This window comes from Salinimicrobium xinjiangense DSM 19287 (assembly GCF_000423585.1).
Taxonomy (GTDB): Bacteria; Bacteroidota; Bacteroidia; order Flavobacteriales; family Flavobacteriaceae; genus Salinimicrobium; species Salinimicrobium xinjiangense.
This window is the reverse complement of sequence record NZ_AUIG01000033.1, coordinates 17,269-34,266: the sequence shown is the minus strand read 5'-3', so window position 1 is coordinate 34,266 and position 16,998 is coordinate 17,269. Positions and strand designations below refer to the sequence as shown.

General features: G+C 42.9%; 14 protein-coding genes. 10 read left to right on the top strand and 4 right to left on the bottom strand.

The genetic code is table 11. From position 1 onward, the window contains the following. Nucleotides 1-338: transposase (locus G564_RS0112235; RefSeq protein WP_029037915.1), on the top strand; the 338-nt coding region annotated here is incomplete at its 5' end. Between the two features lie 99 nt (nucleotides 339-437). On the opposite strand, the gene G564_RS0112230 is transcribed toward G564_RS0112235, so the two are convergent. Then, nucleotides 438-3,470, bottom strand: a complete 3,033-nt coding sequence (locus G564_RS0112230) for a DNA polymerase III subunit alpha (protein ID WP_029037914.1) — start codon at nucleotides 3,468-3,470, stop codon at nucleotides 438-440. A gap of 688 nt (nucleotides 3,471-4,158) precedes the next feature. Continuing rightward, a complete protein-coding gene (gene dinB, locus G564_RS0112225) occupies nucleotides 4,159-5,379 on the bottom strand; it encodes a DNA polymerase IV (protein WP_029037913.1) in 1,221 nt (406 codons plus the stop codon). 942 nt (nucleotides 5,380-6,321) lie between these two features. Here dinB and G564_RS0112220 point away from each other — a divergent pair. The 7 genes from G564_RS0112220 (at nucleotide 6,322) to G564_RS0112175 (ending at nucleotide 13,420) form a co-directional block, all read left to right on the top strand. After that, complete coding sequence (locus G564_RS0112220) at nucleotides 6,322-6,774, top strand: hypothetical protein (protein WP_037373967.1); 453 nt, start codon at nucleotides 6,322-6,324, stop codon at nucleotides 6,772-6,774. Nucleotides 6,775-7,040: 266 nt separating this feature from the next. Continuing rightward, the gene (locus tag G564_RS0112210; protein ID WP_029037911.1) at nucleotides 7,041-7,379 is read left to right on the top strand and encodes a hypothetical protein; all 339 of its coding nucleotides are present in this window, start codon (nucleotides 7,041-7,043) and stop codon (nucleotides 7,377-7,379) included. 544 nt (nucleotides 7,380-7,923) lie between these two features. Next, a complete protein-coding gene (locus G564_RS0112195; RefSeq protein WP_029037909.1) occupies nucleotides 7,924-9,339 on the top strand; it encodes a serine hydrolase in 1,416 nt (471 codons plus the stop codon). 225 nt (nucleotides 9,340-9,564) lie between these two features. Next, nucleotides 9,565-10,626 carry an HNH endonuclease domain-containing protein gene (locus tag G564_RS0112190; protein ID WP_037373966.1) on the top strand — a complete coding sequence of 354 codons (1,062 nt, stop codon included), beginning with the start codon at nucleotides 9,565-9,567 and terminating at the stop codon, nucleotides 10,624-10,626. A gap of 3 nt (nucleotides 10,627-10,629) precedes the next feature. After that, nucleotides 10,630-11,484 (top strand): HIT family protein, encoded by an 855-nt coding sequence (locus tag G564_RS0112185; protein WP_029037907.1) that lies wholly within the window; start codon nucleotides 10,630-10,632, stop codon nucleotides 11,482-11,484. Between the two features lie 16 nt (nucleotides 11,485-11,500). Beyond that, nucleotides 11,501-12,328, top strand: coding sequence for a DUF3883 domain-containing protein (locus tag G564_RS19235; protein ID WP_037373964.1), 828 nt, complete (start codon nucleotides 11,501-11,503; stop codon nucleotides 12,326-12,328). Between the two features lie 471 nt (nucleotides 12,329-12,799). Continuing rightward, nucleotides 12,800-13,420, top strand: a complete 621-nt coding sequence (locus tag G564_RS0112175) for an intradiol ring-cleavage dioxygenase (protein WP_029037906.1) — start codon at nucleotides 12,800-12,802, stop codon at nucleotides 13,418-13,420. A 421-nt stretch (nucleotides 13,421-13,841) separates the two neighbouring features. Here the strand turns inward: G564_RS0112175 and G564_RS19230 are convergent, their stop codons facing one another. Both G564_RS19230 and G564_RS0112160 read right to left on the bottom strand, forming a co-directional pair. After that, entirely contained in the window at nucleotides 13,842-14,681 is an 840-nt protein-coding gene (locus G564_RS19230; protein WP_156879229.1) for a DUF5602 domain-containing protein, read from the bottom strand. A 401-nt stretch (nucleotides 14,682-15,082) separates the two neighbouring features. Then, on the bottom strand, nucleotides 15,083-15,577 hold the full coding sequence (locus G564_RS0112160; RefSeq protein ID WP_029037905.1) for a YybH family protein: 495 nt from the start codon (nucleotides 15,575-15,577) through the stop codon (nucleotides 15,083-15,085). 231 nt (nucleotides 15,578-15,808) lie between these two features. Between G564_RS0112160 and G564_RS0112155 the strand changes: the two genes are divergently transcribed. Together G564_RS0112155 and G564_RS0112150 are read left to right on the top strand one after the other, a co-directional pair. Further along, on the top strand, nucleotides 15,809-15,988 hold the full coding sequence (locus G564_RS0112155) for a hypothetical protein (RefSeq protein ID WP_029037904.1): 180 nt from the start codon (nucleotides 15,809-15,811) through the stop codon (nucleotides 15,986-15,988). A gap of 180 nt (nucleotides 15,989-16,168) precedes the next feature. After that, nucleotides 16,169-16,603 carry a hypothetical protein gene (locus G564_RS0112150; protein WP_029037903.1) on the top strand — a complete coding sequence of 145 codons (435 nt, stop codon included), beginning with the start codon at nucleotides 16,169-16,171 and terminating at the stop codon, nucleotides 16,601-16,603. The last annotated feature ends 395 nt before the right edge of the window (nucleotides 16,604-16,998 follow it).

Here is a 16,998-nt window from a genome sequence, read left to right as displayed (position 1 = left end):
CCGGTGGTTTTACAAAATTTGAAAACGGGCGTAAATTTGCTTGTCATATAGGTGTAGCTCCTTTTTCTTTTCATTCGGGAACAAGTCAAAGATCAAAAAATAAAGTGTCTCACAGAGCAAATAAAAAGCTTAAAACACTTTTCCATATGGCTGCCTTGTCAGCAATAAAAATGAAGGGTGAGCTCAGGGATTATTTTGAAAGAAAAATAGCAGAAGGAAAGAACAAAATGACTGTTGTTAATGCTGTAAGAGCAAAATTAATTAACAGGATCTTCGCCTTAATTAGAGAAAACAGGCAATATGAAAAATCCCTTAATTTAACCTTGGTTTATCCATAAGAATATCGGGAGGGGTAAAACGGGAAAAGCATCTACTTCTAAAATCGTAAATCTAACTTCCTGATCACTGATCACTGATCACCGACCACTGATCACTGCCTACTTCAAAATCATTCCCTTCCCATCCTCCTTTAAAGAAATTTTCATGCGCGTACTGCTTACGTATCTTGGATCACCTACTGTTTCCTGCCGCTCAAGCCAGTCGAGGATGATGTAGATATAATCCAGTTCTTCCATTACTTTCCCTTTACATAGATAGATCCCTTTGCTGTGTAACGGAAATTTTTCTGCCGCACGGGGGAACTGGACGGTATCGAAGATATCTCCGGCGCGGTCGTAAAAAGTTCCGAAGCACATGTACTCCCGGTTGACCGTGGGGGTGCGTTTGGCTGTGATCAAATGCCCGTAGATCTCTACTGTTTTCCCCAAATGCTGTTTCAGGTCTTTTGCCATTACCACTCCGGGACGCTTCAGGTTTTGATAATTTTCGGGTTTCAGGAGCCTGAAGTGGTCGTGCAGGGAGAAACCCAGCAGCTCCATCTGGTCATAGGCATCGATCAGCATGGAATGCGACAGCTCCGGAAGGTCAAAATCCCGGTGCGGCGGACGAAACAACAGGGTTTGTCCGCTGCGGGTGCGGGAACGGTTGAGCTTAAAGTAGGCCTTCCACAGCAGGTGGTGCTTGTCCACGCCGGTGAACCTGAAGGCATCGATCTTCAGCAGGATGCTCAGCTGTTCGATAGAGATGGGCACCCGATCGATAAAATCATCAAAAGACTTAAAACTTCCGAAGAAATTGCGATCCTCGAGAATACGCTGCACCACCTTTATCTCCAGCTCCTTGATATAACCCAGCCCCAGATAGATATCTTTTCCGTAGATCACGGTATGATGGTCGCTTTTGTTGATGCATGGCGGATGCACCCTTCCGCCGCACTTGCGGATCTCCTGAATGTAAGTTTCAACATCATAAAATCCGCCGCCGTTGTTGAGACAGGCCACCATGAATTCCAGCGGAAAATAGTATTTCAGGTAGAGACTCTGATAACTTTCCACAGCATAGGAAGCCGAATGCCCCTTCGGAAAAGCATAGCCGGCAAAGGACAGGATCTGGGTCCACACCTCTTCGGTCAGGGCTTCGGAATAGCCTTTCTCCCTGCAGTTCCTTCTGAATTTATTCTCCAGCTTTCGAAAGTCCACCTCATTCCGCTTCTTTCCGCTCATGCCGCGGCGCAGAATGTCGGCTTCCTCGAGGGAGAGTCCGGCGAAATAGTGGGCGATCTTGAGCACATCCTCCTGGTACACCATGACGCCATAGGTTTCCTCAAGGATCTTTGCCAAAACGGGATGCGCCTGCTTACGACGTTCAGGATCGCGGTGGCGCTTGATGTACTCCTCCTTCATCCCGCCGTTGGAAACTCCGGGTCTTATAATGGAACTCGCTGCCACCAGCCCCAGGTAATCATCGGTCTGGAGTTTCTGAAAAAGTCCCCGCATAGCAGGAGATTCCACATAGAACACACCCATGCAATCGCCGGTGCGCAAGAGGTTATTGATGTTGGGGTCGTTCTTGAACGCCAATACATTCTCCATGTCCTCAATTTCAGCGGCCGGCTGATTCTCCTTAATGATCTCAATGGCATCGGTGATCTTGGAGAGGCCGCGCTGGGCGAGAATGTCAAACTTGAAAATGCCCACATCTTCGGCGATATTCATATCAAACTGAATGGTCGCAAAGCCCTTGGGCGGCAAAAAGGTGGAGGCATAACTATGCACCGGTTCCTGCAAAATGGCGATCCCGCCGGAATGTACGCTCAGGTAATTTGGGAAGCCGGCGATCAATCCGCTGTAGCGAAAAACCAGCTGCTCCATTTCATCCAGGCTTTTGGGATCAAAAAAGCCCGAAGACAATTTATCGATCTCCACTTTAGGCAATCCAAACACCTTCCCCAGCTCCCTTATCACGGCCCGCCGTTTAAAAGTGACATAGGTGGCCAGCAGGGCTGTGTTTTTATATCTCCTGAAAATATAACCGGTCACATCCTGCCGGTCCTTCCAGGAGAAGTCGATATCAAAATCGGGCGGCGAATGTCGGCTGGCGTTGATAAAGCGTTCAAAATACAGGTTGAGCTCAATGGGATCTACATTGGTGATGCCAATAATATAGGCGACGACCGAGTTTGCCCCACTGCCCCGGCCAATGAACGGATAGTTCTTCGACTTGGCATATTCCACAATATCGTGGTTGATCAAAAAGTAAGATACGAACCCCAGCTTGACGATCGCCTGCAGCTCCTTCTCTACCCGCGCATAGGTTTCGGGCGTGGCATAGGGATAGCGGCGTGGCAGATTTTCATAACAGAGTTTCTTCAGGATTTCTGCGTCTTCCTCTTTGCTGCTGCTAAAGATCTGCAGATTCCGGTTTTGGCGGGCGCTGTCAAATCCGAAGTTGACTTCGCAGCCGTCAATAAGCCGCTGTGTGTTTTCCAGAATAAAAGGATAATCTGCAAAGGTCTCAAAAAGGGCATTTTTGGGCAGCATTTTATGAGAGGGCGAGCCTTGCTCAGATTCCGGCAGCTGACTCAGCAAAATATTCCTGTCGATCGCCCGCAGCAGGCGGTGGGCGTTGTAATCTTTTTTATTCCGGAAGCTGACTGTTTGCAGCAGCACCAGTTTGTCTTTTAATTCAAGGTATTTTGAAAATTTCAGCTTGCGCAGGCTTTCCACCGAAACCCCTATAAATTCATCGGCTCTAAAATCCCATTTCTGGCACCTCATCACCTGCTCCAGCGGATAAATAAACCAGCAATCCTCCAGCGGCGGGGCATCTACAGCGAATTCCTTCTCCACATGCAGGTGCGCCGCCAGGTGATCGTTGAGATTTTTAAAGCCTTCATTGCTCCGCGCCAGTCCCACGTATTGCTGCTGCACGCCATTCCGGAAGTCGATCCCGATGAGGGCTTTAAAATCATATTTTTGAGCCGTCTTCAAAAAGCTGAGGCAGGCCGAGGTGTTGTTGATATCGGTCACCGCCACCGCTGTAGCTCCATGCTCCCGCGCCAGGTCACACAATTCCTTCTCCGGAAATGTTCCGTAGCGGAGGGAATAATATGTGTGGTTGTTTAAAAACATGCTGTTTAAAATTCCAATTTGTCAAATTTTTACCCGCCGTAGCTTTTTTAGGCGAAGGAGGGCCAAATTCCAATTAGTTGTAAAAATGTTTACTGTTTTCTGTTTACCGTTTACTTAACCTTAAAAAAGCCACGGATGCACGGATAACTTTTTTTACTCATACTCTTATATGTTATGAGGTCGGAGTTATGAGTTATGTTTTGAGCTGTTGGCTGTTGGCTGTTGTCGGATTGTTCTTTTTCAGTTTGCCCCAATCCTAAAGGGAGCTGAAAAAGAACTGCCCACTTTTGATCACTGATCACCGAACACTGAACACTTATTTTCCCGCAGATCCCGCAGATTTACGCAGATCTCTTCGTGCTCTTCTTTTTAAATCTTTGTGTGCTTTGTGTGAAATTTTTTCATCTTCAAATTCTCAAATCATCACATTATTTTTACTCATTGTCACCTCGAGCGGAGTCGAGAGGTCCCTTGTTCTCGATACGAATTGCATCCTGCTTTCGCAGTCTACAATTCACTCGAACTGACGGGGGAATTTTTTCTCTTTTTCAGTTTGCCCCAATCCTACAGGGAGCTGAAAAAGCAGTCTCGCCATTTTCAAATCCTCAAATCATCACATCTTCAAATTTATTTTGAACCTTGAATTTTGAACCTTGAATGCAGAGCTAATTTTCGCCCCGGCGAAAAATTAGCTCTGTCTATGCGCATACAACATAGGTGGGGCGCCGTCGAAAGAGTTTTGCCTTCCACCTATGCTGGTGCCGCCTATGGTTGATGCTCTCATTACACTGTTCTCCCCAAACCGGTTACGAATGCGGTCAATAGAATTATACAGATCCAGCATCTCTTCGCTGTCATCAAATAAGTTGATCTGGTAATGTCCGCCCACGAGTCCGCCGAACTTCACTCCCACCAGGCGAATGAGCAGCCGCCGGTTATACAGCTGCCTAAAAAGCTCCTCGATCTTCGGGATAAGGATATGATCGGCACTGGTGTAGGGAATGCTCGCCTGTTTGGTATAGGTATTAAAATCTGAATACCGAATCTTCACACTTATATTCGAGGTAAGCTTATCCCCGCGCCGCAGCTGGTACGCCAGACTTTCAGTCATCGCGGTAAGCGTGGCATGTAGCTGTACCATGTCGATGGTGTCGCGGTGAAAGGTGCGTTCGGCCGAGATGGATTTGCGTTCGTGAAACGGAATGATAGGTACTTCATCGATGCCGTGCGCACGTTTCCAGATGGTACGCCCGTTCTTGCCCAGCACGCTCTCCATCATCTCCACCGGCATCTCCTGGATCGTCTTTATCTCCCTTACCCCCAGCCCCAGCAGCGTCTGAAAAGTCTTTGCCCCAATCATGGGAATCTTGCGGACAGACAGAGGTGCCAAAAATGATCTTTCGGCGCCGCTTTCTATGAGCATCTGGTTGTTAGGTTTGGCCTCGCCCGTGGCGATCTTCGACACTACCTTGTTGCGGGAGAGCCCGAAGGAAATGGGGAGTCCACTTTCGCGCATGATCTCCTGCCGCAGCTCGGAGGCAAAGCGGTAGGTACCGAAGAACTTATCCATTCCGGTGAGGTCGGCGTAAAATTCGTCGATGCTCGCTTTCTCAAAAGCAGGTACTTTACTCTGTATGATCTCTGTTACTTCATTGGAATATTTACTGTAGGTGGTGGTTTCTCCCTTGATAATAGTGGCTGCGGGACACAGCTGCCGGGCTACTTTCATTGCCATGCCCGAATGCACTCCATACCGGCGTGTCTCATAACTACATGCCGCCACCACCCCGCGATCTCCCAGGCCACCTACCAGCACCGGACGGTTATTCAGTTCGGGATGCAGCAAACGCTCTACAGACACAAAAAATGTATCCAGGTCGAGGTGTAAAATAGCTTTATTCTTCTCCATATTTTGGATATTTTCCGTTTAATAGGAATATTTCCAAAAGTAAAAATAAATTGGATGTGATGAATACAGCAGGCTGTTAAAAATGGAAAATTTCCTGTTAATTGGAATATGTCCGAGGAGTTATTGGTTAGTTGTGAATGGTTAATTGGGGATTAGGAATTGGTGAATTAGTTAATGGGGGAAAGCTTTCATCGAAGCGTCTTTGCGAGCCTGCCTACTGGCCAGGCGAAAGCGAAGCAATCTCATATCGGGGAGTAGTTTTTTTGTCCTTCCTAAAATAATGAGCAGAATTTCATCTTCAAATTCTTAAATCACCACATCCTCAAACTATACTCATTGGAATTTGGAATTTGGAATTTGGTGCTTGGAATTTAATTTACTTCATCCTCAAATCTTCAAATCACCACATCCTCAAATTTATATTCCTGATCACCGAACACTGAACACTTTCCCATCATCAAATTTTCAAATCACCACCTCTTCAAATTTTTCTTGTCCACAGCATGATGAGATTTGACTACGTCGAAGCTGCGCTTTCTCGTCGCCTATTCTTTTTACCAAAAGAAAAGGCTCTGTCGAAATGACATTTGAACCGTCTTTGCAAGCGTCAGCGAAGCAATCTCATTATCGGGGAGTTGTTTTTTTTCTTCCTAAAACAATGAGCAGTATTTCATTCTCAAATCTTGAAATCACCACATCCTCAAACTATACTCATTGGAATTTGGAATTTGGAATTTGGTGCTTTGCGTTTGCTTTACTTCATCCTCAAATCTTCAAATCACCACATCCTCAAATTTCTGATCACTGATCACCGAACACTGAACACTTTTTTTAGCATAATCCGTTGATTTTTAATAACTTTAGTGGCTATCCCCTAAAAATGTCTCCATTGCTGAGGCTGAATTGTTGAACTCTCCCCCGCTAACTTAAATCCATATAATTATGAAAACACTAAGAAACCTGTTACCCGTAATTGCATTATTACTGTGCTTTAATTTCTCCTTTGCCCAGGATACCGGGGAGATGACCGCTAAAAAGCATGAGAATCTTAATTGGTATTACATCACTTTTATAAAATTTGAACAAGGTAAAATGGAAGATGCCAAAAAGATCATCAAAGAATACTTTATACCAACAGATCAGGATGCAGGTCATGCCGGGCCTGTCATAGCTTTTGATCTACTGTTTAGTGAATGGGATCATGTAGTGGCTTTCAAAATAGAAGAAGGAATTCAGGCACTGGAATGGGAAATGAGTCCCAGGGATGTGGAGTGGATGAAAGCTTTTAACAAGCGTGCGGGAAGCGAAGCCAAAGCAAAAGAGATCCAGGAAGAATTTCAGTCGTATATCAAAGACTATAAAAGTCACCTGGCGCGCACTACAGGTGATCTCTAATTAATAGATCAAGCTTACAGAAGGGAGAGATCAGAAAGATCTTTCCCTTTTTTTATGCTGCGGAGGCTTAATTAAAAAGAACTGTTATCTACTGATATCGCTTTCAGAAATTTTTCTATATTCAACAAAAAAAAGCTGCTGCAGGCTGGTGAATCTTGAACTCTCTATTATAAAAGAGCCGGAAATATGACCAATCCTACAGAAGTTTCTTAATAGCCGCTCTTTCAGCAGATTTTCGTAAATTGGTAGGTGAAACACTTAGAGAGATGTACAAAAATGTAATAATTCTAATGTTGTGCCTTACAGGTTTTACTGCCTGCGAAAAGGAAGACCTTCCTGTGAAATTTATTGACATCAATGACACAGGCCTGGCCCGTTTTGAGGTTAAGAATAAAACCGGACAGGATGTTGCCACCCTGACTGCAGAGTTCACCTATTTTTCTGAATTTGACCGCGCCATCATGATCGATACTGTAGATTACCGGATGAAAAACAGGCAACGGGCCTTTCTTAAAGCAGGGGAAGAGACTTCTCTTGTTCAGAAAGTACCGGAAGCTACAGTTTCGGCTACAGGAAGGGTTTTGAAATTTGAATTTGTTGATTAAGGTCTCCCCTTTGATCGTCTCCAATAAATGGTTTTCTAAAATAGCATTTTTAAGAGGTGTGTCTGCAGTTTGGAATTGTCCTGGCAACGGCAGACGATCATTCATTGTTTTGCTCCCGGCCTGCAGAAGATCTGTTTAAATTCCGATACGGTTTTAATATCCAGGATCATGGGGGAACGACTCAAGCTTCTTTTTGCCTTTGGTGTTCCGCTGTATCCTGAACATATGGAGAGCACAGACCATTGTTTTACGCTTATTTTTGAAGGTCTTCCTCAGAGGTATTGCTTCGGAAGGAGCTTCGGAAAGGTTCTAAAATGACATTTGTGAGAGGTATTGCTTCGGAAGGAGCTTCGGAAAGATGTTCCTAAAATGACATTTTTGGGAGGTGTTACTGCGGAAGCCTTTTCTTCTGAAGAAATAACCGGAAAGCTTATCCTTCACCACTAAAGCCGCTTTCCACACAGGCGCTTCAGAAGTAATCTGCTTCCGATAAAAATATTTCCGGAATATACTTAAATTTCCTACATTACAACATCTCTTCATTATGAAAACAGCTTTACTTCTACTCGCATGTTTTTTCAGCTTCAGCATTAATGCGCAGACTTCAGAAAAAGACAGTCTTGCCGATGCATTCCATCTTATAGATACCTGGCTGGAGGCGCAGGTACAATACGATAATATTCCCGGGCTTTCCGTAGCAATTGTGAAAGACCAGGAGCTCATTTGGAGCAAAGCCTACGGGCATTCCTATGTGGAGCAGCGGGTGGCGGCCACACCAAAGACCATTTACAGTATCTGTTCCATCTCCAAACTCTTCACTTCTATTGCGATCATGAACCTGTATGAGGAAGGAAAACTGCGACTAGACGATCCGGTTTCAGAGCATCTTTCCGGCTTCAACATTCAGCAGAAATACGAGCAGAGCGGTCCCATCACTATACGATCCATTCTCACCCATTCCTCGGGACTTCCCCGGGAGTCAGACACTCCTTACTGGACGGGGCCTGACTTTCCATTTCCGAGCAGGGAGCAGGTAAAAGAGGAGCTGGGCAAGCAGGAAACGCTGTATACCGCCTCCACTTATTTTCAATACAGCAATCTTGGGATGAGCCTGCTGGGAGAGGTGATAGAAGAAGTTTCGGGAATGCCATATGACCAGTATATTAAGGAGCTTATTTTACAGCCGCTGCAGCTCAACTACACCAAACCTTATTTGCCACAGGAGCAGTGGGGGCAGCAACTGGCCATGGGCTATTCGGCTGTGAAGCGCGATGGCAGCCGTGAAAAGGTGAAGCTCTTCGACGCGCGCGGGATCAAGGCTGCAGCCGGATTTTCCTCTACCGTAGAAGACCTGGCGAAGTTTGCTTCCTGGCAGTTCAGGCTGCTCAACAACGGAAAGGAGGAGATCCTGAAACCCTCCACCCTCAAGGAAATGCAGCGGGTACATTGGGTGGATCCCGATTTCAATACCTTTTGGGGCCTTGGTTTTGCGGTACAGAATAATGGCGGAGAAAAAACAGTAGGACACGGCGGCAGCTGCCCCGGTTACAGGACTGTCTTTTCCCTGATCCCTGCACAGGAACTTTCGGTTGTGGTAATGATGAATGCGATGGACAATCCCGGGAAGTATGGGGAGGAAATCGTGAATATCCTCAAGAAAGCCAAAGCTCAAAAGGAAGAAGAAACTGCGGCCGACCTCAGCGCTTATACCGGGATCTACAACTACCAGCCCTGGGCATCGGAAGTGCATGTGGCAGAGTGGTTTGGGCAGCTGGCGGTGATCTACATGCCCAGCGGGAGCCCGTCTGCCGAGATGACCCTGCTTACGCATGAAGAAGGAGATACTTTTCGCCGTATGCGCGACGACAAGGAACCTGGCGAAGAGGTGCTCTTCGAGAGGAACCAGGCCGGAAAAGTCACCAAAATGTGGCGGCATAGTAATGCTGCGGAAAAGTTATGAGTTAAGAGTTAGGAGTTATGCTTCAAAAATTTCATCATCATCTCCCGACTCCCCGCTACTGTCCCGACTACCGACCAGTTAAAAATGGCATTTTTGGGAGGTGTTGGTGAAGAAGGTTTCTTAATAACAACTGCAGCAATTGAGTTTATTTTCCTACATTTATTTCTTCTGAAGCTGATGCTGAAGATTCTCTCCCTACACTGAACACTCAAAATTCATTATTGAATGAGTAAACGAACTATAGTTTCGGATTTTTTACCTGGATACGAAGATCTACCGATTCAAAAGTTAGCACAGGTTTTCAATAACACCTCTGCTACGTATAAATTCTTTTGGTTTTTAGCAATCATTGATAGCATTGAAAGCGGTAAGAGAGAAATAAATAAATTAGATCTCTTTGCAAAAATGCTTTCTCATCCTTGGTACACAGTCAGTTTCTTCAAATTGTCATTTGGTAGTCAAGACAAAATTCAGTCAAGTATTAAATTCGTTCAAAATTTAGAGAATCTTCCAATAACTCTGCAAAAGACTGAAATTGAGAAAAGATTGAAGGATTCCCCTCACTATGAGACCCAGAAAAAACTTCTTCATTTTGATAAAAATGTCCCTCACTGGTTCCTCAGTCCGTGGTACAAAAAAAAGAAAAGACAGGAAATTTACTCATTGTCAAAGGAGTTCGAGAACAAACCTCCGTATGCACTCTTCGATCAAAAAATAATTATTGATGAAACATGGTACAAGTATTTCAGGACTCATGCTAAACTCCTAAAAGAATTTTGCTATTGGAATTTATCCTTGTTTTTACAAGCCCGCAATCCCAATGTCCCTGATATTCCTAATAAACTTATAAAACCTGCCAAACGAAATTCTTTAACTCAACAGCGAAATAGTTACTGGACTACATATCTTAAGCATAGACAAGGAGCGCGATGTATTTTTACTAATAAGCTATTAGATCCCGAGAATTATGCGCTTGATCATTTTATTCCATATGCCTTTGTTTCTCACGATTTAATTTGGAATTTAATACCTGTTGATCCAACATTTAACTCTTCAAAAAATAGCAAGTTACCTCATCTTGATTTCTATTTTCAGAAATTCTTTCAGTTTCAAAAAGATGCTTTTTTTACTCTTAGACAATTAAAGCCAAACAAAAAATTCGAAGAAGAATATCGAACTGTGTTTCCCAGATTAAAAGGTGAGGAAGATTTTACACCAGAGAGGTTTCACGATGTTTTATCACCTTTAGTAGCAACAGCGCATAATAATGGCTTTGAATATCTTTAAAAAATGAAAAATCCATATAGCCACTTTACTGCAAAAGAAAGGGATAAACTTTCTTTTCCTGCAAGGATACTTAAAGAAAGAGATCTTTTAAATGGGGAGGTGTTAGATTTTGGCTGTGGTTTAGGGAAAGATGTTGAAGTACTTAAAAACCATAAAATTGATATCGAAGGCTATGATCCTTACTACTTCAGTAACTATCCTAATGGCAAATTTGACACTATCATTTGTCTCTACGTTTTAAACGTTCTCTTACCTCAAGAACAAGCCACAGTAATTAATGAAATTTCAAAGTTGCTGAATTATGGAGGCAAGGCTTATTTTGCAGTACGACGGGACATTGAAAAACCAGGCTTTAGATTCCATAAAATTCATAAAAAAGAAACTTACCAATGCAATGTGATTCTTCCTTTTAGATCCGTGTATAAAAATGAGAATGTAGAGATCTATGAATATCAGCATTACGCGTATTTAAATAAAGGCAAAGAAGAGATTTCCCCTTTTTTTGCTGATGATGAGACCAAAAAACAAAAAGGAGAAATGGCCACAGTATTTGTTATAGAAGATAAATTTCCTGTATCAAAAGGTCATACCCTAATCATCCCAAAAAAGAAAGTCTCTAATTACTTTGAATTAAATTTTCAAGAACAATCTGCCTGCTGGTTTATGGTAAATAAGATTCAAGCAGATTTAGTAAAAGAATATTCCCCTTCAGGATTTAATATCGGTATTAATATAAATGAAACTGCAGGTCAAACGGTCCCTCATTGCCATATCCATATTATTCCTCGTTACGATAAAGATGTTGAAAATCCTAGAGGAGGTGTGAGAGGAGTTATTCCTGAAAAAAAAGATTATTAAAAAGACTACAGATTTTATGAGCTGGTCCGAATTAGAAGTTGAGTTAATTGTAGCTGACTACTTTTCTATGTTGGCAGCAGAACTGGCAGATGAAAATTATTCTAAGGCAGAACATAGAAGAACCTTAATGCCTTTACTTAACAATAGATCTGAAGGGTCCATTGAATTTAAACATCAGAATATAAGTGCAGTTTTAATAAATCTGGGACAACTCTATATTCGAGGGTACCTGCCTCGTTATAATTACCAGAAGATTTTGGAGGAAAAAGTGATCGACTATTTAATTCTCAACAACTCCATTGAAAAAAAATTTAAGCTCTATGTTGACAAGGTACCTCGAATCTCGGGACAACATAATTTCAACAAACTCATTGTTAACGCCCCGGCCATTTCTGCTGTCTCTGAACCACCTTCTGCCTATAATCGAAATCCTATTAAGATTAATTATCTGGAAAAAGAACAGAAAAATTCGAAGCTTGGTGCCTTAGGTGAAAAATTTATCCTGGAATATGAGAAATGGCACTTAATAAAAACTGGAAAGGAAAAATTAGCTGAAGAGGTAAAGTGGATCTCTCAAGAAGAAGGAGATGGGGCTGGGTTTGATATACTATCAAAAAATTTGGATGGGACAGATAAATATGTGGAAGTAAAAACAACAACTCTCGGCAAAGAAACTCCTTTTTTCTTCTCTCGAAACGAGTTGTTGTTTTCAGAATATAAATCCGATAAATATCATCTCTACCGACTTTTTAACTTTGAAAAAGGAGCCCAATTATTTATCAAGAATGGAAATCTTGGAGAGATTTGTAACTCTTTTCCTATTTCTTATAAGGGCTTCTTTTGAACAATCTTATTTTCCTGGTATCTTAATCAGAAATTCTTAACGTAAAAGAGTAATATTTCATTTCAGTACCTTCATCGGGATGAGGGCAATTACAAAATCTTTGGAAATATTGTTTTTCTTAATCCTGAAAATTTCTCCCCCGAAAAAGCGGAGAAAATTCTTCGCAAAAAACTTATAGATACAGAATATTTCTATCCTTCAGAGAATGGCATTCCGCTCTTTCCAGAACATACAGGTCTTCTCTATTTTCCTGACTGGTACGAATTTCAAGAATTTCCGGAGACAAGCGAAGAACCTACCGACAACAGAAATTTAAGCGATTTCTGTATGGCTTTTCTTCCTAAGTTCAACCACCAAATTATAAGATCCTGCAAAACCTCATTTTTGACAGGTGTTACTAATTCTTTTCTTTATCCCCAAAACACATAAGTAGTGGATTTTCACTAATTTACCTTCACAAAAAGCTGAATTATGAAATTTATTTTTCTATTGATGGCCCTTAGTTTCACTGCCTGCGCAAATTCGCAGCAGACCGATACGCGCCTGGTGGGCGGAGCCTGTGAGGGTTGTGAAGCAGTGTTTGAATATGGAGACAGAGAACTAAGTGCTGTGGATACGCTTCCTGAGTTTGAGTCGGCCGCCGATAAGCTCAAGCTCACCGGTACCATCTATGAACCCGATGGGGAGACTCCGGCAGAGGGCGTGATCCTGTACATCCACCACACCAATGCAGAAGGCATCTACCCCACCCGCGGCGGAGAGCAGGGCTGGGAAAAGCGACACGGCTATCTGCGCGGCTGGACCAAGACCGGAAAGGATGGGAAATACACTTTTTATACCCAGATCCCTAAATCATATCCCAGCCGCACCGAACCTGCCCACATCCACCCATACATCCTGGAACCCGACGGTAAATATTACTGGCTCGAATCCTATTTTTTCGAGGGTGATCCCCTGTTGAAAAATTATAAATTTCCCGCAGAAGGAGAATGGCGCGGCGGAGGGAAAGGAGTGCTAAAGCTGCAGCAGAAAGAGAACATGGCTGTGGTTCAGAGAGATTTTATACTGGGAAAGAATATTCCGGAATATTGATTCAAGATTATAAAAAGTATTGAGTATTGAGTATTGAGTATTGAGTATTGAGACTCAGTCAAACTTGGTACTTCTAAAATCGTATTTCTAACTTCAAATTCCCTTCTCCCCCTTTAAGGGGGCGGGGGGGTAAAAAGGGATTCAAAATTCAAGGTTCAAGGTTTTTTTTCTTAAAATCTCTGAACACTATCATATGACTAAAAATAATGATGTAAATGCAATCGCAAATATGTCGCCCCTCCGGGGCTCTTTTTGGAGGGGGCATTTTTTGATCCCGGTGATAAAACACCGGGCTTCCGATATTTCGCCTTTCCGGGGCTTTTTTTCCTATCCACACAAAATCTTCTACAGTCATAATCCGCGGTAATCCCGCTGTTCAGCGGGGGAGATACTGACCACTGACCACTATTTTTGTTTATTGTCAATCATACCACTTCATATCTCCCATGCTTATCACGTAATCTTTGTGCTTAGCGTCGTAATACATTTTGTAGGTGGTTGGATAATAACCACTTCTTCCAAATTTTTCAGGCTGGGCAATATTAAATTCGGTACCATCTGCATGATTTACAAGGTAATCTAAGGTAATCATAGGTTCTATAAAGATCACCTCATAATCATAGGTTCCATAAATAAGCGTGTGAGTGAACATTTCTCCGCCGTTCCATGGAAGTTCAGCAGCATTATAATCTAACCAATGCACACCCATAAAGGGAACCATCTCTACAGGATCTGCTGTAAAATAATCTTCAGGTAAATAATCCGATGTCGGGAAATTAGCAGCCTTGTCTGATTCTGTTATCTGCATTTTTTCTTCCTCAGAGATCATATAAAAATGCACATCAAAATGAGGAAATTCATAGAAGAAAGGCTCATGCCCCCCAGGATTCCAGTCCAAATCTATGTGGTCAAACGCCAGGCCATCCATTTTGTTTGGCAAGTCAAGTGTAATTACCTGATGTTCCATGGGAAGACCTTCCAGGATCTTTTCTGAAATGCGTACCCCAATTTCCACGGGAACTCCGTCCCGGGTCATAGTGACCATAGCCCGCACTACTCCACCGTTGAACGCTTCAGCCGGACCATAAAAGGTATTCATTTTGCCGTCGGCCGGATTACTGGCTCTGGTTTGGAGATCCACAGAGGAATCAAAAATCTCCGGCACTGCTTCTTTCTCGCAGCCGGTAAGTAACACAAAAAATAGTAGGGGGAGTAGGTAGGAAACTGATTGGGGCGACATTAAAAGGATTATTTTCTTCATGACGCAAATATTTGGTTACTAAATGCCTGAAATTATTAAAAAAAACTTCAACCGATGTTAGAATGATGTTAATTAATAGAATTCAGAATTTTAAAAAGTATTGATCCTGAGATTTTTAGATTTCGAAATTCATACTTCTAACTTCCTGTCCTCTGCCCTCTGTCCTCTTCAAAACTTCGTACTTCTAAAATCGTAATTCTAACTTCACTTTGGAATTTGGTGCCTGGAATTTGGTGCCTGGAATTTGGTGCTTGTTCATCAAAACTTCGTACTTCTAAAATCGTAATTCTAATTTCCTTACTGCCTACTAAACACTGCTTACTGCGCACTAAAAAGAAAAACCCTCACTGAATGATCGGCAAGGGATTTTCCGGTTTGGCTGGTTAGCCTGTGTCAGCTTTTTATTCCGGTTGCTGCATGGGTTGTTGTTCAGGAGAAATATCCATCACTCTTATTTTCCAGTCACCATCATTTTGATCATCGGCGCGGTGCCAGATAAGTGTATAGGTGCCGCTCATTTGAAGCGTATCATTTTCAGAGGTTCCGTGGTTATAGGTTCCCGATTCCCAGGCAAAATTATCTCCTTTTTCGTTCATTAGTGATTCGGTGCGAAGATCCCGCATCCAGGAGGCTGTAGTATCCATCCAGGAATTTAATTCATCTCCCGAAATTCTTTGACCGTACATTAGGAGTACAGCATCATCTGCCGCATAATCCTTGAGGCGCTGCGCATCATTGGCATTCCAGGCCTCACGCCAGCCTTCCATGGCTTCGTCGGGATTTGGTGTTTCGACGCCTGCCATTTCAGCTTCGGCAGTAGTCTCCTGTCTCTCCTCACAGGCGGCCAGGAGCATCAGCATAGTAAAAAATAAGCCTAAAGTTTTAATTATTTTCATTTTAGTCGGTATTGGTTCATCCCCAAATTACCTAAAAACCAGTGAAGTACAACCGGCTATGCCCCATTTTTAGATAAACAACAATTAATTGACGATGACGAACCTGCACTTTTAGGGGAATTGACCTGCCAGTTAAAAAACAAGGGTTAAAAAACTGTTATTTGATAAGCCTTTAACGGAAAGAAGCTGCATTCTTCACGATATTGTATCTGAATCTAAAAAACCGAAAAAATGGACTTAAAGAGAAATGCAAAAGATGCAGGTGAAAAAGTAGCAAAATTATGGGCTGCTAAAAAAGGTATACAGTGGACCGGAAGCCTTCTTAAATGGGGTGCTATTGCCGGTGCAGGTTATTTTGCTTACACGCTCATAAGAGACAACAAAGACGAAATTCGCGCTAAATTGTCCTAATACATAAACAACTGTTGATAGTTGGTGGGCTGCCCGGAAGGAGTTTTCACGTAAGGTTCATACCTGCGGAAAAAGTTCTTTCGGCAGCCCATTCTTTTTTAATTCAGCCGGAATTTACCGGTACTTAATTGTTTAGTTTACCGTTTATATGAAGTAGAATTACATACACCTCCCCCGGCCATGAGTGAACTTATTGAATATCTCGATCGGGAAAGACTTAAGATCAGTTTTTCCACCCTTATCATCAGGGTAAGTAGCGTCAATGAATACTTCGGACAACTTTCTGAATTTGTACGGGAGGCAGATCTATATGGCGTAACGAACGGCAAGATCCACCTGATGGCCGAAATGATGGATCCCCCCTACGGACTCTTCAACCTTGCCGATGAACACCCTATTCGGCTGGGACTTGAAGAGAAGAAGGATTATGTGATCGTAACCGAGCAGCTCACAACTTCAGGAGGAGAGAACCCCCTGCTCAATAAACCCATTCCCGAACTTAAAGATGTGCCCTGGCTGAATAGCCTTATCACCAGGGAAGGTTATTATGTGTGGTATAATGATAGAATGGTTGATATTCCGGTGAAAAGGACTACTCAAAAAAGAATTTTTTAGCACATTTTCAAGCCGACTTTTCTATGTAACGTCTTTGCGAGCGACTGCAGGGAGCGCGGCAATCTCATGATGAGGTGTAGGCCTGCTGTTCTCACCCAATAATTCGAAACGTCTTTGCGAGACTCTGGAAAAAAAATTTCTAGCGAAGGAATATGACGTTTGTGCCTTAAAATACGTCAATGGTAGCGACTGCAGGGAGCGTGGCAATCTCATGAAGGTATGTAATTTTACAATTGAAACTAAAAAGTTTTTTCACTACATCTCAGGAAGCAGATTGCTTTAGTCGCTAAAAAAGCTCCCCTGCCTGGCCGGCAGACAGGTTCACAAAAACATAAAAAATTTGCAACGTCTTTGCGAGCGACCGCAGGGAGCGTGGCGATCTCATGATGGTATGT